Genomic DNA, 24,492 nt, shown 5'->3' on the forward strand with positions numbered 1-24,492 from the left:
CTTAATGTAACGATCCCACCTAACGCCCGAGCCTTACGTATTCAGCGACGCTAGTGCCTGCAGAACCCGTTTGCACTTTTGACGCAACATATCACGTATAACAATGACCGCTGGTGTGACTTGTTCTCGCCCTGGGCACACTAAATACAGTTCAACTTCCTCTCCCCTGTACGCCGGCAAGACTTTCACGACCCGCCGCGCATGCAAGTCACTTGCAAGATCAAGTGCAGACTTAAATACAATGCCACGCCCCGCAAGCGCCCATTTACGGGCGACCTCGCCATCATTGCAGCGTCGATTCCCTGATACACGAATTTTAAGTGATTGACCCTGATGCTCAAACCGCCATAAATCATGGGTTTTTTCACCGACTTGATAAAAAAGGCAATTGTGCTCAGCAAGTTCATGAATTGTTTTCGGGACACCAAAATGTTCAATATATGCCGGCGAGGCGCACAAAACGCGCCTAAACTCGCAAATCTTAAAGGCTACCTGATTAGAATCTTTGGGCGCACCATAACGTAAGGCGATATCCACCTTGTCTTGAAAGAAATCAGAAAGTTGATCGCTTAAGCTTAGGTGAATCGCGAGCTCTGGATAATCATCCATCAATTCATCCAGCCAAGGCAGTAATAAATTCCGACCAAAATCTGATGACGTGGTGATGTTCAAGGTACCGGCAATCTTTCCTTGTTGATCTGCAACCGCTTGCTCCCCTTGTTTCAGTAACACTAGCGCTTGGCGACAGTTCAGCAAGTAACGTTCACCTTCTGCTGTTAAGCGGAGTCGTCGCGTGGAACGAACAAATAAAACAAAACCAAGCTGTTGCTCTAGTCGCTTCAGCGCTGCGCTCGCACTGGCTGGCGTCATGTCGAGTACGGTCGCTGCACTTGAAATGCTTCCGTAATCGGCCACTGCGATGAAGAGCTCTAAGTCATTTAATTGCACATCCACCTCAAAGCGAGCCTCAGTACTCACCAAAGCCAGCCATTATGTTTAGCTATATCTTGAATAATGCACTCTACAAGGAGTTTGCAAAAAGCGTAAGCCTATACCCATAAAAAGGCGGCATTGCCCGCACTTCACAATAAAGCAACAGGGCAAACACAACATCAAAAAAACTGAAAACTGGTAGCAAGCAACTTACAAAATTGTCGCGGCCATTTTTCTGCGCAAATAAGCAATTTGCTGCATATGAGGCAGATCTTTCGGGCAATTGTCTTGGCAGCCTAACAACGTCATACAACCAAATACACCATCTTGATTCCCGATCACATGATAAAAGTCTTCAGCGGTTCGCCCATCTCGACTGTCTAATTCAAAACGCGCGATTTTCATCATGCCCACGGCACCAACAAAAGTTTCACGCATCTGCTTGGTCGCACATGCGGAGACACACACACCACACTCTACACATCGCTCAAGTTCATAAAGCGCTGCAGCTTGCTCCGGCGCCATAGGAGCCTCAATGCTGTGCACGTCAATTTCATGATGATGAGGGTGCAGCCATAACTTTAGTCGCTCAGCGAGCTCACGCATAAACTTCCCAGTATCGACAGAAAGATCGCCAATTAATTCAAAACCAGGTAATGGCATCAGGGTAATGTCACCTTGTTTGAACTTGCTGGTCAAAGTGCGACAGGCCAAGGTTGGCAGGCCATTTATCACCATCGCGCAACTCCCACAAATCCCTGCTCGACAAACAAAGTCAAATTGCAAAGATGGATCTTGCTGCTGACGGATCTGATTTAACGCAATAAATATCGTCATCCCCGGCGTTTCACGCAGCTGGTAGACTTCAGTTCTTGGTTTGTCCCCTTTCTGCTGCGGATCATACCTAAAGATATGAAAGTTCAATAAACGCCCTGAGGCGTTTTCTGGTGACATTGAAGTTGTTTGTTGGTTCATCGGTGCCACCCTACTTTTTCAGGTTTAATTGTTGCTGCGGCTGCAGTCGGTCGACCAGCCTTTCATTGTCAGGCATAAGCTCCTCTGGGAGTTCAAATGCCATTAGCGCTTGCTGCTTCTGTTGACGCGTTGCTGTTTTTGGTAAGGCTGCCAAAATGGCTGTGATTTGCTGCTCACGGGCCTCGGTATCAGGATGAGCAATCGCATTATCAATCCCATAACCACGGTAGCCCGGGGGTAACTCCATCGCCATCACATCTAACGCTTCATAATTCAGCTGAGGTTCCAAGGCATTTTCATCAGGCCAAGTCGCCAACGTACGGTTCAACCACTCCTTATCGTTTCGTTGGGGATAATCCTCTCGGGCGTGTGCGCCACGGCTTTCGGTACGGGCCGCCGCGCCACATGCCACCGTAAGCGCGACTTTTAACATCCGCTTCACCCTTAGCGCTTCAACTAATTCTGGATTTGCATGACGCTTTTTGCATTGCAAGCCCAGTTGCTGTGAACGCTTTAATAAAGCCTGTAATGCTGCAACAGCCTGTTGTAATTCCGGGCCATTTCTAAATATACCTACGCGCTCCATCATAACCTGCTGCATTTCTAGCTTTAATTGAAACGCGCTCTCTTTCCCTAGGCTCGTGAGCAATCCATCGATTTCAGCATTAACTGCATTCAACGCGCCATCCACTATCTCAGTGTTTATTTCTAAACTATTGTGCTGACAAAATTCGGCAACGTACTTACCAATAATCATGCCGCCGACAACCGTTTCAGCAAGTGAATTGCCGCCAAGTCGGTTGAAGCCATGCATATCCCAACATGCGGCCTCTCCTACACTAAACAACCCCTTCAGTTGAGGGCTTTCACCGGTATGATCGGTCCGAATTCCCCCCATTGAATAGTGTTGGGTTGGTCGAACCGGGATCCACTCTTTAACGGGATCAATCCCAAGGAAGTTTTCACAGATCTCTTTCACTTCCCTTAAGTTTGTATCGATATGCTTTTTGCCTAGCAACGTTATGTCGAGCCACAGGTGGTTACCATATGGACTCTCGACCCCTTTGCCTTTACGCATATGCTCCGTCATTCGTCGTGAGACAACATCACGGGAGGCGAGTTCTTTTTTCTCCGGTTCATAATCAGGCATGAACCGGTAACCGTCTTTATCTCGCAATAAGCCGCCATCGCCTCGACACCCCTCGGTGGTCAAAATCCCCACAGGCACGATCGCTGTTGGGTGAAACTGTACAGCCTCCATATTACCCAACGCCGCAACGCCGGTTTCAAGTGCCAACGCTTGCCCAATCCCTTCACAAATAATGGCGTTTGTAGAGACCTCGTAAATACGACCATAGCCCCCCGTCGCAATCGTTGTAGCTTTGGCAACATAAGCCCGCAGCTCTCCGGTCACTAAACAGCGGGCAATCACCCCATGACAACGCTTTCCATCATGAATAAGTCGCAGTGCTTCCATACGCTCATGCACCGGAATGTCCATCGAAATCGCTTTATTGTCGACCGCATACAACAGCGAATGCCCAGTACCGTCAGCGGTATAACAAGTTCGCCACTTTTTGGTCCCACCAAAATCTCGCGCGTTGATGAGTCCGTGGGCGGCTTCGGCCTCTTCTATTGTTACTTTTTCGGCATTCACAATCACGTCCCGCGGACCCGCGGTCACGCGAGTCCAAGGAACTCCCCAGTTCGCAAGCTCGCGTACCGCCTTTGGTGCACAATGGGCAAACATACGCGCGACTTTCTGATCACATCCCCAATCAGAGCCTTTCACTGTATCTTGAAAGTGCACATCCTCATCATCGCCCATTCCTTTGGCTGTATTGCCAAGACTCGCCTGCATACCCCCTTGCGCTGCAGCAGAGTGGGAACGCTTAGCAGGGATCAACGACAACACTAGCGTATCTAAACCTTGCTCCTTTGAGGCAATGGCCACTCTTAAACCTGCTAGCCCAGCGCCGACCACTAACGAATCGGTATAGATGAGTTTCACATGCGCTCCTTAATCTAAATATTTAAATGCATTAACTTGCATGGGGCATAAATGCGACGAGTGATGCAAGGCCAACCAATATAAATATGGCACTGGCAATACTTTTGGCTTTTCGCAATTGAATTCGTGTCATGTCATCACCAGCAAGCCCCCACTTTAAGACGACTCGATAAATACCAACAGCCGCGTGCAACTCGACCGCCAATAAAAGAGGCACGTAAAGCAACCATCCGCCTTGATTCCATATTCGATCGGCTGAACCATACGGGCCTATCGTTTCAGGAGCGGCGCCCACCAGCCATAAATGAACCGGCGCTGCGAGCAGAACAATCACACCGGTTATTGCTTGCCAGCGCCATAATTTTGTATCTTCATGGGGGATCACATGCATTTGTTTATTGAGCGCTCGCTGCTGCTTTAAAGTTAAAGGCAACTTATGCAAAGCAACCAGGACATGGAGTAAAATCAACACGCCGATAAGAACCGCCATCACGGTCACAACCCAAGGGTAACCATGACCATCGGCACTCAAGAAACTCAACTCCATAGTTTTGGCAACCCACTGCATCGCTTCCGCGCCAAGCAAGATCGATGCAACCAAACACAGGTGTACCCACAGGAAAATTGCCAGCAAAATCCCAGATATACTTTGAGTTAAGTCCAGCAAGCCACTCCATTTAACACGGTGCGTTTTTCGATTCATTCATGCTTCCTTGTTTCCATCAAAGCAAAAGCTTGTGTCGGACATGAGCACATGTCCTACATTGAACATATGACGACTAAAGAAAATTTGCCTTTGCTAGTCCACTGTAACAGCCCGTGGCCGTGACCAACATTCGACGAATGCCGAAGCGATAGCTTGCAGCACAGGTTAAAATCCAAGGTTTCCCACCAGCAACCCAAGTACACTGCCAGAGCAAACCTTCAACGATTAAATTTTAGAAATATATGGAGAAACCTGTGATGGTAAATCAAGCCCGATAACGACATACGCAAGTAAGCTCGCGCATCCAAGTAAAATTAAGTAAATAATCAGTAGTTTAATTACTTTTCGTAAAACGCTGCGATTGCTCACTAGCCCCCATTTCACAGCGACTCGGTATAAGCCAATCAAGCCATGAATGACGACGGCTGGTAACAACAAAGCATAGAGTAACCAAAAGTTATCTTGCACCACTCGAGCGGCTGATAAATTAGGGCCTATCTCGGGATGTAGGATCATGGTAAACAGATGGGCAGGCACCAAGAAAAATAGAATAAAACCCGTTGCCAATTGCCAAAACCAAGCTTGGGTATCTTTATGCTTAACACACACAAGATGCCCCCTTAATGCCCGCCATTGTCCCAACTGCGATGGAAATCGACGCAGAGCCATCGCAGCGTGCAACACCACAATGAGTAGCATAAACACAGAAAAGATTTGGGTAAATGCGCTAACCCCACGGCCATCATCAGTAAACAAACCGCCCTCGAGGATTTGCACTAAATGAAAGAAGACTTCTTTCCCCAAAAGAATGCTGGACTCAAAATGCAGGTGAAAAACCAAAAAGCTTGCCAACATTAAACCGGTCGCACTTTGCAATTTATCCGCTCTTGCTGACCATGGGTGACCCGTTAATTGATAAGAAAATATTCGAGGAATGAGTGTTCGAGCAGTCATAAGGTTTACGGTTTACCTTCGGGTCAACTTAGCTTGGTAATAACCAGAGTATCAAGGAAACACAACAAACATCTTACTGGCAACCATTTATGCGACAAGCATCACCATTGACTGCACGCGCCTGCTGCAAAGATCACAAAAACGACCCGGAAATTTTGAATTGGTAAAACCAATTACCCATAAATATCAGTGTATTAGCCAACAAGTACATCGAGGCCTCCGTTCATACAGTGGCTTGAGAACGTGAATACTAGCAAACGCCTTGGTGAGTCCAAACGCTATAAATACTTGGCGCTCAAGCTTGATATTACACTGCAGTTTTTAACAGACTCGGTATAATGGCGCGTCAATTTTTAATAAGTAGAGAATTCCCGATGCCTTGGATCCAATTACGAATCAGTACCAGCAATGAACATGCAGAGTTAATTGGCGATCTGCTGATGGAACAAGGTGCTGTATCAATCACTTTGGAAGACGGTAAAGATACGCCTATCTTTGAGCCTAAACTTGGTGAAACTCCCCTCTGGAAAGATACGGTTGTCATTGCATTATTTGATGCGGAAACCGATCTGACACCAACGGTTGAATTCCTCCAGTCGATGCCTATTTTGGGGCAAGACATGAAATACAAAATCGAACAAATTGAAGATAAAGATTGGGTTCGCGAATGGATGGACAACTTCCACCCTATTCAATTTGGAAAAAGGCTTTGGATTTGCCCTAGCTGGCGAGATATTCCAGATCCAGAAGCCGTCAACGTTATCCTCGACCCTGGGCTTGCATTTGGTACCGGTACTCACCCCACAACCGCTTTATGTTTAGAGTGGCTTGATGCCCTAGATTTAACCGATAAACAAGTCATCGACTTCGGCTGTGGTTCAGGCATTCTTGCCGTCGCAGCACTCAAATTGGGCGCAGGGCAAGTCACAGGGATAGATATTGACTACCAAGCGATTGAAGCCTCTAAAGCCAATGCCGAGCGCAACCAAGTTGCAGATAAACTCGCCCTTTACTTGCCAGAAGATCAACCGCAAAACCTTCAAGCAGAAATCTTGGTCGCTAATATTCTAGCGGGCCCACTTCGCGAATTAGCCCCTTTGATCGCCGAACGTGTTCAATCCGGAGGCAAGCTTGCACTGAGTGGTCTTCTTAAAGAACAAGCTGAAGAACTTTCAAGCCATTACAGCCAATGGTTTGTTATGGATGAACCCGCTCACAAAGACGATTGGAGTCGCTTGACAGGCGTACGTAAATCAAGCTAGCCGTTAGTCTATCCGGCACGGTTACTGACTTCTCAGCACTTAAAAGTCAAGAAAAAAAGTTGCATTTAGGTCATTTATTGACCTTTTCAGCGGCGCAAAAAAGGCGTACTATAGCGCCCCTTTGAAGCGAAACGTGAAACCTAAAATGCAAATTGGCCCCTATCAACTGACCAATCAGCTGATCGTGGCACCAATGGCAGGTGTCACTGATCAAGCCTTCAGAAACCTCTGTTTACAGCATGGCGCAGCCATGGCCGTTTCTGAAATGCTTTCGTCGAACCCAGATGTCTGGGACACCGATAAAAGCCGCCAAAGAATGTTACATTCTGGCGAACAGGGCTTACGCTCGGTACAAATTGCCGGAGCCGATCCAGAGTTAATAGCACGAGCTGCTCAGTTCAATGTTGAACAAGGTGCTCAGATTATTGACATCAATATGGGTTGTCCCGCCAAAAAGGTGAATAAGAAATTAGCAGGTTCAGCACTGTTGCAAGATCCCGAGTTAGTAAGAAAGATTTTACAAACCGTGATTGCCGCAGTTGAAGTACCTGTCACGTTGAAGATTCGCACGGGATGGGTCCCAGAACAAAGGAATGGTGTTCAAATCGCCCAAATTGCGGAAAATTGTGGGATTGCCGCACTCGCGGTTCATGGTAGAACCAGGCAGTGCATGTACAAAGGCGAAGCCGAGTACGACACAATTAAAGCGATTAAAAGTAATGTCTCGATTCCTGTAATCGCTAACGGAGATATCGACAGTCCAGAGAAAGCACAATATGTGCTTGATTACACTGGTGCCGATGCTTTGATGATAGGACGGGGTGCTCAAGGAAGGCCTTGGATATTTAGAGAAATACAGCATTATCTGGAGACAGGCAACACACTAGCACCAGTCGATATACAGACGAAGCGCCAAGTGATGTTAGACCACCTCACGCAATTATATGCTTTGTATGGCGAATATAAGGGAGTCCGCTTCGCTAGAAAGCACGTGGGATGGTATCTCGACCAGGAAGCGCAGCGCTCTTTCCGTGCTGGCTTCAATCAGCTGGAAACCGTTGCAGAACAACGTTCCACTTTAGAACGTTATTTTGATGAATTAGTAAAAAATTAATTAAGAGCAGAATACGAATGTTTGATCAGACAACTAACTCAGAAGTTCACCAACTAACTGTTGGCAAAATCGAAACCGCAAATGGCACTATTAAGCCTCAGCTTTTACGTGATTCAGTGAAGCGCGCTGTCACTAACTTCTTCTCTCAGTTGGACGGTCAAGAAGCCTCTGAAGTATACGAAATGGTTCTATGTGAAGTTGAAAGACCACTACTAGACATCATCATGCAGCACACTCGTGGTAACCAAACACGCGCTGCAAACATGCTAGGCATTAACCGTGGCACTCTTCGTAAGAAGCTTAAAAAATACGGCATGAACTAAGACTATTTGTCTTAATGATTGATTTCAAAGGGCTAGTCAGTAATGACTGGCCCTTTTTGCTTTTTAAAACCCACACATGACCCCACACTTAGTGTTCTGCTTGCATTAGTATGAATAGCCACTGATTTACTAGACTCTTTTTCGTTAGATAAACTATCACAAACACGATTTATTCATCATGGGCATAAAAACGCCAAATCTTAGCTTCCAAGCAATATGAGCAGACTTATGATCATGTCTGAGAGAATTTGTGCGGTTCCGAGCATCGATATATTGGACATCGATGTCGATTCGATTGCCGCATCGATAGCTCTTTTGATCAAGGCTGCCCAAGGCGAGAAATCAGATAAACCTACGCCGCATTCGATTGATGTGTCTAAGCCCCATGAAATAACGGCTTTGTTATAGATTCTATCGATTATTGCTATCGCCGAAGAGGTATTGCAAGTTACTGATGAATTGGCTAATTTAAGCCAATATTTCGCAAATTCATATCTAACTGAGTATCACTAAAACCTATGAATAAAGTTACTCAAACCCTCATCACCACATCTGCTATTGTGCTTGGTTGGCTTTTTTCTGTCAGCGTATCTGCCGATTCAGCACGCTGGCCAGCACTGCCGGAACCGGTCAGTAATAATGCCGTAGCCAAAGTGAAGGTCAATGGTCGTGACATACTGTTAAGCTTCTTGGGCCTTGGGGCTGGCAAGGGCTATGAAGATATTCACAATAAGGCGTGGAAGCTTGAATTAGATAAAGTGAATAGCCAATGGCAAGCGATTGAGCCCGTTCCCCATGCGAACCCTATCGCCGGACGTTTGGCTGCAATTGCAGTGGGTATTGACGATCAGGCCTATGTTTTTGGTGGCTTTACCGTCGATAAAAAGCATCATGAGGTTTCGACCCAAGACAACTATCGTTACGATGTCCGCGCAAATAGTTATGGCCGCATTGCTGATATGCCTGTGGCGGTCGATGATGTCGCCCTCGTCACTTACCAAAATCGTTATATCTACCTTTTAGGCGGCTGGCACCAACACGGCAACGTCAACTTAGTGCAGGTCTATGACACCCTAAACAATACTTGGTCACAAGCAACGCCGATCCCCGCACCAGCAGTTTTTGGACAAGCGGCTGGAATTGTCGATAACCAGTTAGTGCTGTGCGATGGCGTAACCGTCACGCCCATGCTGAAACAAGCTCGTACTTTTACGGCTTCTCCTGTTTGTTTATTTGGTAAAATTCGTCGCGACAATCATCTACGCATCGATTGGCAGCTTATTCCCCATTATTCTGTCGCCACCAAACAACAGGGCACAACGGCTCAACAAGCCGTGGCACACTACCGCATGGCCGCGACAGGCGCTGCTCGTCAGCATCAAATCATCTTTTTAGGGGGAAGTGACAATCCGTACAACTATGATGGCATTGGATATAATAATTTGCCGAGCCAAGCGTCGAACAGGTTGTATCGCTTTGATTTACGTCGCCAACAATGGCTTGCGCCGCAACAAATAACCACTGGAAGTATGGATCACCGGGGATTAATACTGTATCACGGCATGCTGCTCACCGTGGGAGGCATGGTCAATCCACAACAAGTGACAAACCAAGTGCTAGCAACTCCCCTACCTCGAGGACGTTAACAACAGCAATAGCTTTAAGTATTTAACGCCAATAAAAAAGCCAAGCGGTAGGAAAACCGTTTGGCTTTTTTGTTTCGCATCGACTCATTTGGCATCAAGTCAGTTCAGCCCTCGCACTGCCAAGTATTACACCGATGGCTAGTGCCTATGCCGCCAATAACAAGTAACCACCAATAGCAGCAATACCCGCACCCGATGCGCGAACCAGCTTATGCTGAGCACTAATTTTTTGCATCATAAACCCAAGCATAACGCCACCTAAATGAATGACTGCGGTACCGGTCATAAACCCTATGGCATATAAAATCGGGCTCGCCAACGCTGGCATTTCAACACCATGGGCATGGCCGTGGAATATCGCAAACACCCCCACAAAAGCCATTGCAAATAACAAAGGAAGCTTTTTGTCAAAAGCAACCGCTAAACCCAATAGCAACACAGATAGTGCAATACCGGTTTCGACAAAGGGGACATGAACTTCAGTGAGCCCCAACACACCGCCAAACAGCATAAATGCAATAAATGCAGCGGGTACGGTCCAAATCGCTTTTCCACCAAGTTGCGTACTTAAAATGCCAACACTTAACATGGCGAGCAAATGATCAAAGCCCAACACGGGATGGTTAAAGCCCGTCAGAAAGCCACCACCACCTTCAAAGCTATGCGCAAAGGCAGGGGTAGAAAATAGAAGTGCTGCAGCGAGCAGGCTTAAAATTCGCAACATAGTATCTCTCGGGTTATAAAATGCAAAAATGGCATTGTAATCGGTTCGTGCATTCAATCCTGTGATTTACTTCGCCCCTTTTTCATCAAAAGCGAAATGAAGAAAAGTTAATCTTCCCCAGGGTTCGGATTAGCATGATAAGAAGTGACGGAGTTCGGTGATATGTTGAATACTCACTTGGGGTAACATCGGGTGTTTATTGTTAGCCATCCAATCGGCTTCGGGCTGATCTCGGCCATAGCCAGGGCTTAACCACGTAGCTTGGCAACCCGCTAAGCGCGCACCCGCAACATCTGACCCTAAGCTATCACCAATGTGCATCACTTGATTTAAATTGATTTGTAAGTGCTGACTTGCCTCAACAAACATATCAGCATAGGGTTTCATTCGAAGGCCATTACCCGCGCGCAGCACCAACTCAAGCGCAGGCGTCAAACCAATACGCTCTGCTTCCACATTGCCATTGGTGACACCAATCAAGCGATAGCGCTGCCCAAGCTCTGCAAGCAACGTGAGCACGGAGGTTTCAACGGTAAAATTGCTACGGTGAAAATAAAAACAATCAAAAGCATCTTTTGCCGCGGAAAAGGCCTTATTTCCTAATCCGAGGTGTTTGAACCCTTGGGTCAATACCTCTAGCCTTGCTGCGCTCGGATCATGCGCTAATTTGGGGTTTCGCTGCAATACCTTTAATTTCTGCGCTCGCCAATCTTGTCGCTGCCAAGAAACTGTTTGCGGATGTTGTTGGTGCACATGCTGCAGTAGTTCGCGTTCAGCAATCGCAATTGCTGGCCGGTTATCGTAAAGCGTATCGTCTAAATCAAAACTCAACACCTGAAAAGGCGCTGGACGGACGTATATTTGCATAGGAGATCCTTTTAATCTTTTGATTTTTTCGCGCGAGGATGAGCACCATCGTACACCTGAGCAAGGTGTTGAAAATCTAAGCTGGTGTATATCTGTGTCGTCGATAAATTTGCGTGACCCAGCAGCTCTTGCACTGCCCGCAAATCACCACTCGATTCCAACATGTGGGTTGCAAAGGAGTGTCGAAGCTTGTGTGGGTGTACGGGTACCGATAACGCTTGCTCATTCCCCCACTTTTTCAATCTCGCTTGAATGCTGCGGTGCGACAAGCGCTTACCTTGCTGACTTAAAAACAAAGCATCATCTGGACAGGCTTGGTAGTTTCTAAGCGATAGCCAATGCTGTACCGCGCTCATTGCCACCTCCCCGATAGGCACAATTCGCTGTTTGCTTCCTTTGCCCATCACCTTGACGAGTTTGCCATCGAAATTGATATCTGCAATATCCAGTGCTGCAAGCTCTGCTAAGCGCAAACCACTAGAATAGAACAACTCCATCATCGCTTTATCACGCGCAGCAAGCGGGTCACTCACATCAATTTCGAGTAAATGCCCCACAGCATCTAAGTCCATATTTTTGGGTAATGGCTTGTTTTGTTTTGGGGCACTCAGGGTCTTTGCAGGGTTTTGCTCAATATGGTTATGCAGCAGCAAATACTCACCAAATTGTTTTATTGCAGACAAACTGAGGGCTAATGAGCGCGCACTTAAACCCTGGCGATGCAATCGAGCGATGAATTGCTGAAGGTGCTCACGTGTTACTTGTTGCCAACAGTGTAACGACAATTGTTCGTCTAGAAATAGAGCTGCCCGATTTAATTCAAATAGATAATTGCGCACGGTATGGGCAGCAAGTTGACGCTCGGCAGAAAGATAACGTTCGAATCGCGATAACCAAGGACTTTCCACTAAGCGCATGATCACTCCTTGGTTTTAGAATACAGATTTGAGCCCAATACAGTTTATAGCTGAGGCAAGAGGTGCTCAAGTAAACGGCGTAGCTGGTCGAGTAACAGATGATCCATTTCAGGGTGGAAATGCGCGGCATCTGGGCTGGCGATAGCAAAAATGACTTTATTATCTAAATTCGATAATTTCGTTAAGGCGACCGAGCCAACCTCACTGCCAAATAAGCGCTGAGACTCTTTTTGCGTAAGGCGACCAAAATAATGCTCCTGAACAAATCGTTGCTGCCAGATCGACGATAATTCGTTATCAATATCATGGGCAGTAATCAAGCGCACGTGGCTGAAATTAAACTGCTTCTTTAAATCGGTGCTTAACACATCTCGCAACTCTGCAAGTGTTTTGCATTCGAGCAGTTTGAACGATAGCTCGGTATTGAACATATAAATCTGCTCATTGCGATAAGCCGCGCCCATCAGCGCCGTGATCTCTTCTTCAAGCTGCTGAACTCGACTGCGTAATTGCTCTTGGCGCTTTTCCACAAGTGAAACCGTGCCACGCTCCGGATGCGGTAACCGCATGGCAAGCACAAGCTCTGGGTAACGACAAAAAAACTCTGGGTTATCGAGCAAGTATTCCCGAATAATCAACTCATCAAATGGGGCTTCTACGCGAGATTTTGTAGCGTCATTCATATTTGGATCTGTCCATCGTATACATGTTCAGCAGGTCCCGTCATCCATAGCGGTTTGCCTTCGCCTTGCCACTCAATACTCAGGCTACCACCAGGTAGCTCAACTTTCACGTGTTTCGCCAGCTTTCCTTGAATATGGCCAACGACCATTGCTGCACATGCACCGCTGCCGCATGCAAGAGTTTCTGCTGCGCCACGCTCATATACTCTCAGTTTGACATGGTGAGCATCTAGTACCTGCATAAACCCAACATTCACCCCTTTAGGGAAGCGTTCATGGTTAGTCAATAATGCACCCAATGTGTCAACGTCGGTGTTATCAACGTCATCCACTTCAATGACGCAGTGGGGATTCCCCATAGAAGCGGCACCACAAAGGAAGGTTTGCTGCTCTGTAGGCAAGAGATAGGTTTTTTCAATGCGCTTGGCTTTAAATGGGATTTTATTGGGCTCAAGGATCGGCACGCCCATGTTCACAGTAACGTTGCCATCGCGCTCGAGACGTAACGTCATTTTGCCTTTAGAAGTACTCACTTTAATTTTATGCTTGTTCACCAAGCCTTTTTGCCGCACAAACCGAGCAAAGCAACGCGCGCCATTGCCGCACTGCTCGACTTCACTCCCATCTGCATTGAAAATACGATAATGGAAATCTAAATCTGGGTCATAGGGCGGCTCAACCAACAGCAACTGGTCAAATCCGACGCCAAAATTGCGATCAGATAACTTACGAATTTGCTCCGGCGAAAAGAACACATTCTGTGTGACGCCGTCGACCACCATGAAATCGTTCCCTAATCCATGCATTTTGGTGAATTGGATTAACACAGCTTCCCTATTTACTCAGTCATACCCAGGTATAAGAGCGATCAAAAGCCCCGCGGTTTTACGGGACTCACTCACTGGGTAAAATTAAAATTATTTCACTAGTTTACGGCAGGAGGTGTTCACCTTGCCAGAGTTGTGTGCGTTTTTCTCTTTCGCGGATCAAGAAATGCTGCGCACCATCAACCATCACTTCCGCAGGTTTAGGACGGCTATTGTAGTTTGACGCCATAACAAAGCCGTAGGCTCCAGAGGACCGAACAGCCAGCAAATCACCACTTTCAATACAGAGTTCTCGATTTTTGCCAAGGAAATCGCCAGTTTCGCACACAGGGCCAACAATATCGTAGCATTGGCTTTCCCCTGCTTTTTTGTTCACCGGGACAATATTTTGCCAAGCGCTATATAAGGCGGGGCGAATAAGATCGTTCATCGCGCCATCTACAATCGCAAATCGTTTATCTGTATTTTCTTTTAAAGCCAAGACTTGCGTGACAAAAATACCAGCATTGGCAGCAATTGCGCGCCCTGGTTCAAAGATAAGTTTGAGGTCTCTACCGCCAAGGCGTTCTAACAGTGCAGCGGCATAAACATCTGGGTGAGGCGGTGTTTCTTCTTCATAGGTCACGCCTAAGCCACCACCAACATCGAGATGACGAATATCAATTCCCTGAGCCGCGAGGCGATCGATAAGGGCGAGCATTCTATCCATCGCGTCAAGAAAGGGCTGCATCTCGGTCAATTGTGAGCCAATATGGCAATCAACACCTTTGACAGCCAAGTTGGGGAGTGCTTGCACCCGCGCAAAGGCCCGCTCAGCTTCCTCCATAGAGATCCCGAATTTGTTTTCTTTTAACCCCGTAGAAATATACGGATGCGTTCCGGCATCAACATCTGGGTTAATTCGCAGCGAAACCGGAGCAACTTGCCCCAGTTCTCCGGCCACATCATTCAGCACTTCAAGCTCTGCTGCCGACTCGACATTAAAGCAGTAAATGCCCAACTCAATCGCTTCAGCCATCTCTTGGCGTGTTTTCCCTACACCCGAGAAAACCACTTTACTTGGATCGCCACCCGCTTCAATCACACGGGCGAGCTCGCCACCAGAAACAATATCAAAGCCACTGCCTAAGCGCGCTAATACGTTCAGTACAGCAATGTTTGAATTAGCCTTGACCGCATAACAAATCAAATGCGGATGATTTGCCACAGCATTATTAAATGCGTGCCAATGACGTTCTAACGTTGCTCTTGAATACACATAGAGTGGCGTACCGTATTGCTCAGCAAGTTGCTGAACGTTACATGTTTCTGCGCAAAGCGCATCATCTTGGTAGAGAAAGTAGTCCAAATTAAGATTCCTTGCCTGTTGCAGTGGTTTGTTGTTGATTGTCTTGCGCCGGTGGCGTCTTATACAGCGGCCCTTTTTGACCACATGCAGATATGAATAGGCTAGCAAGCAACAACAATAAAAACAGTCTCAAATTTCTCAACATCAATCTATCCAGTTTGATTCAGATTTATACACAAGGAATAAGCGGCTTCTACGAGACTTATTTCTTCAGTTTTTCATACGAACAAGACCTATCATGACATTGTCTAACGCTGCATGGAAGCAGCTTGTCATCTCGCTTTTGCCGCAAGCTTGTGTATATAATCGCATCCATCAATACGAAAGCAAAGGACAGATATAAATGGCCATGACAGATACAGAATTTCATCACTTAGCTGATGAAATGTTTCAAGCCATAGAAAATGCAATCGAAAGTGCCATCGATGATCAAGATGCTGACGTGGATATCGATGCAAGTGGCAATGTCTTGCAACTAGAATTTGAAGACAGCTCAAAAATAGTCATTAATAAGCAAGAGCCGTTACATCAAATCTGGGTTGCAACACGATTTGGCGGATATCATTTTGGTTATGAGGGCGAACGTTGGATTGATGATAGAAATGGCCATGAATTTATGCCATTTATTATTGACTCAATTGACAAGCAAAGTGGCATTAAGCTCGACTTATAAATTAAGACTCAAATAAAAGCCCTTACAAATAGAGTAAGGGCTTTTTTATGCCTGTATCGGAATCATAAGTAACTCGAGCAGAGCAACTTAAAATTCAATTTCAAGCTCATCAAGCTCGATACCAAAGGGCACTGCTTTTATTTTCCCTTCAACAGTCAATAGCTTAAAGAACTGCGGCAAATTAAATTTACCATTTAATTGCTCTGGTTGGTCAAACGCGTAGTGATGGCTCACCTTCGTGACTAAAGCTTCGATGTTGATATCTTCCTGAGTATAGAAATTCAGCTCATTGTCTTCGTTAAGCACAAACACTTCCATACGATTCCCTTGAGGATGTAGGAAATATTGGATGGCACCCGATGCGGCAAAGTCTTGGATGACCAATGGAATATCTTGATCCTGATATTCTGTCGAAAGCACTTGCTCCGAGATAGGTGGACACTGTTGTGACAAACTGGGTTCTTGCACTTGTGAACTGGCCATATCTTCGTATGCAAGCCCGCTATTATTGAAAAATATCCCAAACTTTTTCTCACCCAACTGTAGCGGTTGCACTAAGGTACTCGCTGGATTTGTTTTATGGCATAAGCGCGATACTTTTCTAAAGAATTTACTGACAACATTCTCAAGCTGATATTTTAACTTCTCCGAACAACTAATGACTTCGATCAAGGTCGTATCTTCACTTGAACGTCGTAAACCCGGCGTAATAAATGCGGCGGCTTTTAATAAAGCTTCTTCGCCCTCAAAGTGATGACAGTGCCACTCCCCCCAACTATTGAGACAAATAGCATCGACACTTCCTAATAAATTCTGCTGTTTTCGACCCAGAGACAAGACATTTGAGTTCATTCGATCGATCAAGAACTCTTGCCCACGCCAAGTTTGTGTCGGATCTTGTTCAAGGTTAACCAACATAATCAATTTACGAATATGCCAAGGCTGGCACAAATCCCGCTTAGATACCTTGGCTTTGTCCGTATCAATATAATCTAATAAGCTTTTCGCAGCTTCATTCAAACGATTAGACTTGCCTTGGGGCTGGCCATATTCATGCCACTGGGTTTCAGGCGTTGCAACACCATTTAAACAGGCCCACATAATGGTGGCAATTGGGCTTTTTGCCACGTAAATGGCCGACTCGCCCATAAAGTATTGCCGCTCTGGGCGCTGCCGATACAGGTAGAACTCTTGATTAGTGCGACTATGTACAATCGTGAGGTTTTCTTCGGCAATCGAGTGACTCCATAAGCGATTCAACTGCTGAATTTGGTCTTTATCGTCACTAAAATATGTATGTAATTTACGAGTAAGTAGGCCTAACTCATCAACACGAAGCCCTTCACGTAACCCTTGTTTAGACGCAAACTGTAATAATGTTTGATAACTTGCAAGCATCAATTCATTCAACTGACCGTTAAACCATTGCAAATTCCCACTATGCCAATTTTCACAATTGTCTAAGGTTTCAATGAGACTATCTGGCCATTCCCATTGGCTCACCAGTTTTGTCATTTGTCCATAACGCCAATCTTTCGGTTGCGTTTCATCTGATAACTTAATACCGCACTTCAAATAGAAACAACGTCGAACCAACTCTAAGCGTCGAGAGTCTCCTTTGCCAATCAGGTAATGCTCAATTTTTTCAAATAATAAATAGTACGCATCATTGGTGGCAGAAAAGTCTTCAGAAAGCGTCTTATTCCAAACCGTTTCACACAGAAGTTGCGTATTGGGATATTCACTGGCGTATGCTTCAAGTAACAATACCTTCAACAGCGCTTTATGAGGGGTTTCAAGCCCTTTATAGAGTTGCCACAGGGATGCACCAAAATATTCACTTGCAGGTAGCTGACTCACTTCCCCCAAATTCAAAAAAGGACATTTAGATTTGACTTCAGGCCACCATGCCAAAGTTTTGCCCGCCAGTTTTACATGCGTCCGGTAAAATTCTTCCAGCAATAGCCAATGTTGGGCGCTACCACTGTGTTCGTGCGCCATTTCCATTTTGCCTTCGCAGCGGTGAGGGTGACCATCAATAAATTGCCGCGGGTGGATCATGTAGAAGTTAACTTCTAATTCGAATACAGCAAACCATTCCGTCAGCTTTTGCGCTTTTTGATTGAGTAAAAATATATCTTCGCAACACAGGCTGGTGTCATGCACCAACCAAACATCAATGTCACTCTTATGGCTCTGGCCAAAACTACCGGCACTTCCCATGGCATAAATACCATCAAAACTTTCTTGATCGCTTTCCGCAACATTCGCGAGCGGCAGCTTAAAATATTCGCACGCTGCAATGATTTGCTCTGTTAATGCAAACTGACGAATACCCCGTGCTGTAAGTTGACCGTTATATCCAGGAAAATGCACATCATGGATGTGGAATAGAAAAGGGATAAGGTTATAGAGATGTCGTTGCTCAAGCGTCAGCCCTGCTTGTGCTCGCGCCGTCCGAACTTGATTCAGCCGCTGCGATACTTTGATAAATTGGCAGGGCTTAATCATTCGTATCAATTCTCCTAGCGCCAGGCGACTATAATTATAGGATTAGCAAAATTCGTATTACTTTCGAGTTACCTTCCCTATTCTAGCTGACATTGAAATGAGATCAAGATCACAATTCAATTCATTTTATCCCTGTACACACTTCAAAGAATCCATAAGGCATTCTTACATCTATGGTTTGGCAATGTTAGCATTGTCGCAAATAACATGAGCCTCACATGGATTATCAACGCATGTCACAAAACATCATTCGTATCGCAACCCGTAAAAGCCCACTTGCAATGTGGCAAGCTGAGTTTGTTAAAGCTGAACTCGAACGCATTCACCCAGATCTTACCGTTGAGCTTTTACCAATGAGCACTAAAGGGGATGTCATTCTCGATACACCACTTGCTAAAGTTGGAGGTAAAGGGCTGTTTGTGAAAGAGCTTGAAGTCGCCATGCTAGAAGACAGAGCGGATATAGCTGTACATTCCATGAAAGACGTACCTGTAGATTTTCCTGAGGGGTTAGGTTTAGAAGTCATTTGTGAGCGTGAAGATCCACGCGATGCTTTTGTTTCAAATACCTATAAGTCGATTGATGAGTTGCCACAAGGTGCTGTCGTTGGTACCTCAAGTTTGCGTCGTCAATGTCAACTACGCGCCCGTCGCCCAGATCTTGTCATTAAAGATCTGCGAGGCAATGTTGGCACGCGACTCGGCAAACTAGATGCTGGGGATTATGACGCGATTATCCTAGCGGCGGCGGGCTTAATCCGCTTAGAACTAGAACAACGCATCGCAAGCTTTATTTCAGCAGAAGAATCACTACCTGCAAATGGTCAAGGCGCGGTTGGCATTGAGTGCCGTACTAATGACGAGCGAGTAAAAGCACTTCTTGCGCCACTTGAGCATAAAGAAACACGTCATCGTGTATTAGCAGAGCGCGCCATGAATACACGTCTTGAAGGCGGTTGCCAAGTACCGATTGGTGCCTATGCCGAAATCACTGGAGAAACCTTATCTTTACGTGGTCTAGTGGGTAACCCAGACGGAAGTCATATTATTGAGTCAAACATCTCTGGTGCGACACAAGATGCAGAGAAGCTCGGCGTCACACTGGCTGAAGATCTACTTAGTAAAGGTGCAAAAGCCATTCTTGACGCGGTTTATGTCAAAGCTTAAGCCACAGCCATGAAAGTGCTACTGACGCGTCCGGAAGGGCGCAACCATCAACTCGCAGCAGCACTAGAGCACAGAGGTGTGCCTTATTTAGTCACACCTTTGCTCGACATCAATTTATATTCAGAGCCCTTTGACCAGTCCCTCATTGATCAAGCTGACATCATCATTTTTATTAGCACCAATGCTGTCCGTTATGCTTTTGAACAGCGCCCTCATCAATGGCCTTCAGCAGCCAAGTACATCGCGGTAGGTCAAGCCACACAAGTTGCCCTCGATGCCAGAGGCATTACATCCATTGCCGCACCGAGCGACAACCAAAAAACCGAAGGTCTCCTGAGCCTGCCTGTACTTAAAACACCAAGAAATAAAAACATCGTTATTATTCGTGGTGTCGGCGGACGTGAATGTTTAGCACAATCACTTTCTCAGCAGGGGGCCAACATGAATTATTGGCAAGTTTATCAACGCTCATGTCCAATTGGTGTCGACTCAAAAATCGTACAAAAGTGGCAGCTATCCGGTATTGATACCATCGTGGTGACTAGCGGTGAAATCCTACTGAATTTGTGCAAGCTTGTTTCAAACACACAATGTAGCTGGCTTAGAGCCTGCCGAATCATTGTGCCCAGCACCCGCGTCGCTGAAATAGCCCGTTCACATTTCCTTGAAAACATCGTTATCGCTGCAGGTGCAAATGCAGCAGCAATTCTTGCGGCCCTGCCAACACAAGATTAGTTCGAGTCAAATTTTTCTCAGTAACTAGTTGAATTTCTGTGGCATGCCCCCTAGGTCAAATTCAAATCCTAGGTTATATTATGCCGATAAATCTAAATAATTGATCATTCTGACGTGTTGAATTCACTAGTGATTTTCAGGAATTATCATTTTAAAACAAATGATTAATCTATTCCTGAAACCATTACCTGATTGCAACTGCGAATATAGATCTCCCATTTATAGCAATAGCTATGATGCTTGGTGCCTAAAGAGAGCTTTCATGACGTTTGGGCTGTAAACATGCTTGAAAGGACAGTTAAATGGATAACAAAAAGCAACAAGACCCTCAACCACAAGAAGAAGTAAAATCTTCGACTACTGTAGAAACTGAGCCAACAGATTCAGTCGATACAAAACCAACGGAAGAAGCGACTTCTGTTGAAACGCCACCCAAGGCATCATCGACGGATGAACCAAGCCCAACGCCACAGCCTCAAGAACCGGTGAAACAATCGAGCTCTTGGAGAGTACGATTCAGTATTCTTGTTGCTATCATTTTAGCGCTTTGTTCTATCGGTGCTGCTTACTACTTGTATATGGAATTTCAAAAACAAGTAGTTGCAAATGCGGAGCTGAAAGCCGAGTTTTCCCAGGCACTCAATGGCCCGAAGCAAAAATTACTCGAATTAGAAAAGCGTCAGCAACAAACTTCATCTCTCTACGACAATGTTGCTGGATTAAGTAAGAATCAAGAATCCTTGCAAAAACGTGTGGCAATGATCGCCCAGCGTAACCCAAATCACTGGTTAGCGACCGAAGCAGATTACTTAGTTCGCATGGCAGGCCGCAAATTATGGTTAGAAAAAGACCCACAAACTGCAGCCGGACTATTAAAAGCAGCAGACAACCGTATCGGAGCTATGCAAGAGCCTGGTTTAACCACATTGCGCCGTGAATTGGCACGTGACATCGCCAAAGTTTCAGCAATCAAAGGGACCGATGTTACCGGCACGGTACTGAGCATAGATGAGCTAATCGCAGGCTTAGATACATTACCATTGGTCAGAAATGAAGCTTTAGCGGAACATGCGAAAGTCGACAGCGGAGAGTTATCTAACTCTGTAGAAGACTGGCGCAGCAATTTGTCTAAAACATGGAAAGCACTTACTGAAGACTTTATTACGGTAAGGCATCGTACGACGGACTTGGCTCCATTACTAGAACCGCACCAAGAGTGGTATTTACTAGAAAACATCCGTAATAAACTGCTTCAATCGCAGCTGGCATTGTATAAATTTGATGAAACCAATTACCGCCAGTCCATTAAGATGGCCCGTCAATGGATTTATCAGTACTTCGATTTAGAAGCACAAGAAACAAAAGATGCACTTGCAGCACTCGACGCCTTAAGTACATTGAAAATCACAACGATTTCAATTGAAAACTTTGAGTCAACCCCAAAACTGAAGCGCCTCATCACATATGGTGAAGTCAACCCTGTAACTGAGGAGGCTGCGCTATGATCCGTATTCTAGCCTATCTCATCATCATACTTATCGGACTATGTATTAGCCCGTATTTGGTGGGCAGCACTGGCTATGTTTATATTGCTGCCGGCGAATATCAAATCGAAACCAGCTTGGTATTTGCAACGATTGCACTCATTGTGTTCTTTAGCCTGCTTCAGGTTGCTGAGTGGGTCATCGTATTCACCATTAACCTTATTCTGAATAGTCGTTACTTGCCTGAGCGCTGGCGTAAAAAAGCGGCGAAGAAGAATACCTTACTTGGCGCGCTCTCTTTAGCAGAAGAAGATTGGCCAACGGCTGAAAAAGCGATGCTCAAAGGCGCCGCGAAAGGTGAACTGCCGGCGCTCAATTTACTCGCTGCTGCTCGTGCCGCACAGCATCAAGAAAACATCGAAGCCCGAGATCAGTACCTTGCGGAAGCAGAAAAAGATCCCGCTGCAGTTAGTGCTGTGACGACCACGCGAAGCCGCTATTTGCTTCAACAAGGCAATGCTGAAGCTGCACGTGTTGAGCTTGATAAACTCAACCCAACCAGTAAGAGTAAATTGCCTGTTTTGCGTTTAGCCATTGACATATATCAGGCTCAGCAAGACTGGCAAGCACTGAAGCACCTTTTACCCGTCATTAAAAAGCGCAACGTTTTAGATGATGATGGATTCTTAGCATTAGTTGAAACAACAAATCTCGCACTCATAGATAAAGCAGCACTGGATAGCGAAGAAGAGCTTGAAAAAGTTTGGCAGTGGCTTAGCCGTGCTGAACGCGGCCAATCTAGATATATTGCAGCATATGCGCAAGGCCTTAGTGTTTGTGGTAAGAAAGACGAAGCCATTAAACTGTTATTGAAGAAGCTGAAAGGATCTCCAGACAAAGCGTTGTTCGCTGCCTTCCCTAAGATTTTAACCCCAGAAGATACTGAGGTTATTGATAAGCTCAAAGCTAAATCGGACAGTTTAAAAGAAAATAGCGAATATCATTTGTGTATGGCACACCTGTATCAAGGACAAAAAGCATACAATGAAGCCAAAGAAAGCTGGCTAAAAGTATGTGAACAAAATCCTACTCGTGATTTTTGGCTTGCACTCGCAGATGTTCAAGAGCAATTGGGTGAGCACTTTAGTGCGATACAAAGCTATCGGAATGCCGCGCACTTATAAAGTTTGTTAGACCAATTTGTGATAATAAAACCACCTTCATGGTGGTTTTATTATTTGCATCACCCTATTCACGCTTCTAAGAACTTGCAAGCGCCTGAATATAAAGAACTAAAACCAATCTCATCACTTCAAACATCTTCTTTAAGTATTTCTTTTTGGCAATGTCAGAAATTTGACACTCGACCGTATTCGTACAAACCTTAACCATTCAAGGTTAAAAATAAAAACATAACCAAAAAAACCAAATTCAATTTATGTCAAGGATGATATATGAACAGGTGCGCTCTTATGGGTGTTGCAATCACGTCTGAACAATCCACCGTGACTCAGCTAAAGGGACAGCTGCAAGCGAAGGATAATCTCGGAAATACTCGCCCCATCCAAGAAGGCGATGAAATTCAGAGCGGCGAACAGCTTTTCTTTTCCAATGACACCCAGTTTGTCTTGAGATTACTCGATGGACGATTGATCACACATGATGACCTGCTTTCTGCGCCAGAAGTATCTCCCCTATCCGAAAATCTAGGAGTCGGTGACTTCGACGATGAAATTGCACAGTTACAAGCACAAATTTTAGCGGGTGACGACCCCACTGAAGATCTACCAGAAACCGCAGCAGGTGACGGACAGTTAACGAACCAAGGTGGCACAGGTTTTGTGAATGTAAATAGAGGAGGTGCAGAAACCCTTGCAACAGCAGGTCATAGTACCCAAGGATTCAATTCAACAGCCTCTAGCTTCATACAAAACAATGATATAGAAGCCGTACAGATCTTCGACGCAGATGAAGTTCTTTTCACAGACGAAGATACTCTATTACTTGGCAATGTTCTTGATAACTTTGTCGGGATCCCTAATAGCGTTCTTGTTGTCAGCTACAAACTCACTGGAGATCCACAAACATATCAAGCGGGTGATACGGTAGAAATCACCAATGTTGGGCGTCTTACGATTAATTCTGATGGTACATTTATATTTGCACCTGATGACAATTATAACGGCCCAGTCCCCATCGCAACCTATACGCTGAGTGATGGTTCGGTATCAGATACTTCTACCCTGACTATCGATGTCACACCGATCACGGATAACTTTGATGATGAAGATGAGCAAGTATCGGCACCTGAAGATACTGTTTTAGAAGGTTCTGTTCTTAATGGAACGAGTAGTGTTGAAGGCGATGTCACAGTCATTAGCTTCACCGTCGCCGGCGATAACAGCACTTACAATGCAGGCGATAGCGTCACCATCGCCGGTATTGGGGTGTTGATCTTAAACACCGATGGCAGCTACAGCTTTACCCCGGCTCTGAACTACAACGGCCCGGTGCCAGTGGTGACTTATCTGCTCACCGATGGCCTCAGCAATGACACCTCAACCTTAACCATTTCGGTCACGCCAGAAACCGATCCGTTTGTGGATGCGAACGAAGTGGTCAGCACCGCCGAA

At 45.7% G+C, this 24,492-nt stretch carries 23 protein-coding genes and 1 pseudogene; 11 read left to right on the forward strand and 13 right to left on the reverse strand.

All coding sequences use genetic code 11. The annotated features are described in order from the left end of the window. Positions 1-33: 33 nt before the first annotated feature. The 5 genes from IEY18_RS13735 to IEY18_RS13755 form a co-directional block, all read right to left on the reverse strand. Positions 34-948 (reverse strand): LysR family transcriptional regulator, encoded by a 915-nt coding sequence (locus IEY18_RS13735; RefSeq protein ID WP_188921843.1) that lies wholly within the window; start codon positions 946-948, stop codon positions 34-36. Between the two features lie 195 nt (positions 949-1,143). After that, complete coding sequence (locus tag IEY18_RS13740) at positions 1,144-1,887, reverse strand: fumarate reductase iron-sulfur subunit (protein WP_188921845.1); 744 nt, start codon at positions 1,885-1,887, stop codon at positions 1,144-1,146. A gap of 31 nt (positions 1,888-1,918) precedes the next feature. Further along, positions 1,919-3,919 carry a fumarate reductase flavoprotein subunit gene (locus IEY18_RS13745; RefSeq protein ID WP_188921769.1) on the reverse strand — a complete coding sequence of 667 codons (2,001 nt, stop codon included), beginning with the start codon at positions 3,917-3,919 and terminating at the stop codon, positions 1,919-1,921. A 31-nt stretch (positions 3,920-3,950) separates the two neighbouring features. After that, complete coding sequence (locus IEY18_RS13750; RefSeq protein ID WP_188921771.1) at positions 3,951-4,622, reverse strand: fumarate reductase cytochrome b subunit; 672 nt, start codon at positions 4,620-4,622, stop codon at positions 3,951-3,953. Between the two features lie 228 nt (positions 4,623-4,850). Beyond that, positions 4,851-5,579, reverse strand: coding sequence for a fumarate reductase cytochrome b subunit (locus IEY18_RS13755; protein WP_188921773.1), 729 nt, complete (start codon positions 5,577-5,579; stop codon positions 4,851-4,853). Positions 5,580-5,953: 374 nt separating this feature from the next. On the opposite strand from IEY18_RS13755, the gene prmA reads away from it, so the two are divergent. The 5 genes from prmA to IEY18_RS13780 all read left to right on the forward strand — a co-directional run bounded on the left by prmA (position 5,954) and on the right by IEY18_RS13780 (position 9,924). Next, positions 5,954-6,841, forward strand: a complete 888-nt coding sequence (prmA, locus tag IEY18_RS13760) for a 50S ribosomal protein L11 methyltransferase (RefSeq protein WP_188921775.1) — start codon at positions 5,954-5,956, stop codon at positions 6,839-6,841. Positions 6,842-6,986: 145 nt separating this feature from the next. Further along, the gene (gene dusB, locus IEY18_RS13765; protein WP_188921847.1) at positions 6,987-7,955 is read left to right on the forward strand and encodes a tRNA dihydrouridine synthase DusB; all 969 of its coding nucleotides are present in this window, start codon (positions 6,987-6,989) and stop codon (positions 7,953-7,955) included. A gap of 17 nt (positions 7,956-7,972) precedes the next feature. After that, positions 7,973-8,278, forward strand: coding sequence for a DNA-binding transcriptional regulator Fis (gene fis, locus IEY18_RS13770; RefSeq protein ID WP_188921777.1), 306 nt, complete (start codon positions 7,973-7,975; stop codon positions 8,276-8,278). Between the two features lie 234 nt (positions 8,279-8,512). Continuing rightward, positions 8,513-8,686, forward strand: coding sequence for a hypothetical protein (locus IEY18_RS13775; protein WP_188921779.1), 174 nt, complete (start codon positions 8,513-8,515; stop codon positions 8,684-8,686). A gap of 110 nt (positions 8,687-8,796) precedes the next feature. After that, entirely contained in the window at positions 8,797-9,924 is a 1,128-nt protein-coding gene (locus tag IEY18_RS13780) for a Kelch repeat-containing protein (protein ID WP_188921781.1), read from the forward strand. A gap of 145 nt (positions 9,925-10,069) precedes the next feature. Here IEY18_RS13780 and IEY18_RS13785 read toward each other — a convergent pair whose 3' ends face one another. The 7 genes and pseudogenes from IEY18_RS13785 to lptM form a co-directional block, all read right to left on the reverse strand. After that, positions 10,070-10,648, reverse strand: coding sequence for a HupE/UreJ family protein (locus tag IEY18_RS13785; RefSeq protein ID WP_188921783.1), 579 nt, complete (start codon positions 10,646-10,648; stop codon positions 10,070-10,072). Between the two features lie 129 nt (positions 10,649-10,777). Next, positions 10,778-11,515: an HAD-IA family hydrolase gene (locus tag IEY18_RS13790; protein ID WP_188921785.1), complete on the reverse strand. Its 738-nt coding sequence runs from the start codon at positions 11,513-11,515 to the stop codon at positions 10,778-10,780. A gap of 11 nt (positions 11,516-11,526) precedes the next feature. Continuing rightward, complete coding sequence (xerC, locus tag IEY18_RS13795; protein ID WP_188921787.1) at positions 11,527-12,432, reverse strand: tyrosine recombinase XerC; 906 nt, start codon at positions 12,430-12,432, stop codon at positions 11,527-11,529. Positions 12,433-12,476: 44 nt separating this feature from the next. Beyond that, a complete protein-coding gene (locus IEY18_RS13800; protein WP_188921789.1) occupies positions 12,477-13,115 on the reverse strand; it encodes a DUF484 family protein in 639 nt (212 codons plus the stop codon). Further along, positions 13,112-13,921: a diaminopimelate epimerase gene (gene dapF, locus IEY18_RS13805; protein ID WP_188921849.1), complete on the reverse strand. Its 810-nt coding sequence runs from the start codon at positions 13,919-13,921 to the stop codon at positions 13,112-13,114. The genes IEY18_RS13800 and dapF overlap by 4 nt, the downstream gene beginning before the upstream one ends. Positions 13,922-14,045: 124 nt before the next feature. After that, entirely contained in the window at positions 14,046-15,290 is a 1,245-nt protein-coding gene (gene lysA / locus IEY18_RS13810; RefSeq protein ID WP_188921791.1) for a diaminopimelate decarboxylase, read from the reverse strand. A 51-nt stretch (positions 15,291-15,341) separates the two neighbouring features. After that, positions 15,342-15,435, reverse strand: a pseudogene (lptM, locus tag IEY18_RS13815) (LPS translocon maturation chaperone LptM); the annotation flags it as partial. Between the two features lie 198 nt (positions 15,436-15,633). On the opposite strand from lptM, the gene cyaY reads away from it, so the two are divergent. Continuing rightward, positions 15,634-15,963 carry an iron donor protein CyaY gene (cyaY, locus tag IEY18_RS13820; protein ID WP_188921795.1) on the forward strand — a complete coding sequence of 110 codons (330 nt, stop codon included), beginning with the start codon at positions 15,634-15,636 and terminating at the stop codon, positions 15,961-15,963. A gap of 87 nt (positions 15,964-16,050) precedes the next feature. On the opposite strand, the gene IEY18_RS13825 is transcribed toward cyaY, so the two are convergent. Next, entirely contained in the window at positions 16,051-18,474 is a 2,424-nt protein-coding gene (locus tag IEY18_RS13825; RefSeq protein WP_188921797.1) for a class I adenylate cyclase, read from the reverse strand. Positions 18,475-18,707: 233 nt separating this feature from the next. On the opposite strand from IEY18_RS13825, the gene hemC reads away from it, so the two are divergent. The 5 genes from hemC to IEY18_RS13850 all read left to right on the forward strand — a co-directional run. Further along, on the forward strand, positions 18,708-19,640 hold the full coding sequence (gene hemC / locus IEY18_RS13830; RefSeq protein WP_188921851.1) for a hydroxymethylbilane synthase: 933 nt from the start codon (positions 18,708-18,710) through the stop codon (positions 19,638-19,640). 9 nt (positions 19,641-19,649) lie between these two features. Beyond that, positions 19,650-20,375, forward strand: a complete 726-nt coding sequence (locus IEY18_RS13835; protein ID WP_188921799.1) for a uroporphyrinogen-III synthase — start codon at positions 19,650-19,652, stop codon at positions 20,373-20,375. 302 nt (positions 20,376-20,677) lie between these two features. Continuing rightward, positions 20,678-21,880 (forward strand): uroporphyrinogen-III C-methyltransferase, encoded by a 1,203-nt coding sequence (locus IEY18_RS13840; protein ID WP_188921801.1) that lies wholly within the window; start codon positions 20,678-20,680, stop codon positions 21,878-21,880. Continuing rightward, entirely contained in the window at positions 21,877-23,043 is a 1,167-nt protein-coding gene (locus tag IEY18_RS13845; protein WP_188921803.1) for a heme biosynthesis HemY N-terminal domain-containing protein, read from the forward strand. Before IEY18_RS13840 ends, IEY18_RS13845 begins: the two co-directional genes overlap by 4 nt. Positions 23,044-23,331: 288 nt before the next feature. Then, on the forward strand, positions 23,332-24,492 hold a 1,161-nt coding region (locus IEY18_RS13850; protein WP_194468931.1), incomplete at its 3' end, for a retention module-containing protein.

This window comes from Shewanella gelidii (assembly GCF_014647855.1).
GTDB classification, from domain to species: Bacteria; Pseudomonadota; Gammaproteobacteria; order Enterobacterales; family Shewanellaceae; genus Shewanella; species Shewanella gelidii.

What these genes read in the sequence shown, in the direction of transcription:
- IEY18_RS13840 (WP_188921801.1), top strand. Translation starts at nt 20,678, where the DNA reads ATGGATAACAAAAAGCAACAAGACCCTCAACCACAAGAAGAAGTAAAA.
- IEY18_RS13755 (WP_188921773.1), bottom strand. Translation starts at nt 5,579, where the DNA reads ATGACTGCTCGAACACTCATTCCTCGAATATTTTCTTATCAATTAACG.
- dapF (WP_188921849.1), bottom strand. Translation starts at nt 13,921, where the DNA reads ATGCATGGATTAGGGAACGATTTCATGGTGGTCGACGGCGTCACACAG.
- hemC (WP_188921851.1), top strand. Translation starts at nt 18,708, where the DNA reads ATGTCACAAAACATCATTCGTATCGCAACCCGTAAAAGCCCACTTGCA.
- IEY18_RS13780 (WP_188921781.1), top strand. Translation starts at nt 8,797, where the DNA reads ATGAATAAAGTTACTCAAACCCTCATCACCACATCTGCTATTGTGCTT.
- IEY18_RS13800 (WP_188921789.1), bottom strand. Translation starts at nt 13,115, where the DNA reads ATGAATGACGCTACAAAATCTCGCGTAGAAGCCCCATTTGATGAGTTG.
- IEY18_RS13740 (WP_188921845.1), bottom strand. Translation starts at nt 1,887, where the DNA reads ATGTCACCAGAAAACGCCTCAGGGCGTTTATTGAACTTTCATATCTTT.
- IEY18_RS13835 (WP_188921799.1), top strand. Translation starts at nt 19,650, where the DNA reads ATGAAAGTGCTACTGACGCGTCCGGAAGGGCGCAACCATCAACTCGCA.
- IEY18_RS13825 (WP_188921797.1), bottom strand. Translation starts at nt 18,474, where the DNA reads ATGATTAAGCCCTGCCAATTTATCAAAGTATCGCAGCGGCTGAATCAA.
- IEY18_RS13775 (WP_188921779.1), top strand. Translation starts at nt 8,513, where the DNA reads ATGTCTGAGAGAATTTGTGCGGTTCCGAGCATCGATATATTGGACATC.
- cyaY (WP_188921795.1), top strand. Translation starts at nt 15,634, where the DNA reads ATGGCCATGACAGATACAGAATTTCATCACTTAGCTGATGAAATGTTT.
- IEY18_RS13845 (WP_188921803.1), top strand. Translation starts at nt 21,877, where the DNA reads ATGATCCGTATTCTAGCCTATCTCATCATCATACTTATCGGACTATGT.
- dusB (WP_188921847.1), top strand. Translation starts at nt 6,987, where the DNA reads ATGCAAATTGGCCCCTATCAACTGACCAATCAGCTGATCGTGGCACCA.
- xerC (WP_188921787.1), bottom strand. Translation starts at nt 12,432, where the DNA reads ATGCGCTTAGTGGAAAGTCCTTGGTTATCGCGATTCGAACGTTATCTT.
- IEY18_RS13750 (WP_188921771.1), bottom strand. Translation starts at nt 4,622, where the DNA reads ATGAATCGAAAAACGCACCGTGTTAAATGGAGTGGCTTGCTGGACTTA.
- IEY18_RS13790 (WP_188921785.1), bottom strand. Translation starts at nt 11,515, where the DNA reads ATGCAAATATACGTCCGTCCAGCGCCTTTTCAGGTGTTGAGTTTTGAT.
- prmA (WP_188921775.1), top strand. Translation starts at nt 5,954, where the DNA reads ATGCCTTGGATCCAATTACGAATCAGTACCAGCAATGAACATGCAGAG.
- IEY18_RS13785 (WP_188921783.1), bottom strand. Translation starts at nt 10,648, where the DNA reads ATGTTGCGAATTTTAAGCCTGCTCGCTGCAGCACTTCTATTTTCTACC.
- fis (WP_188921777.1), top strand. Translation starts at nt 7,973, where the DNA reads ATGTTTGATCAGACAACTAACTCAGAAGTTCACCAACTAACTGTTGGC.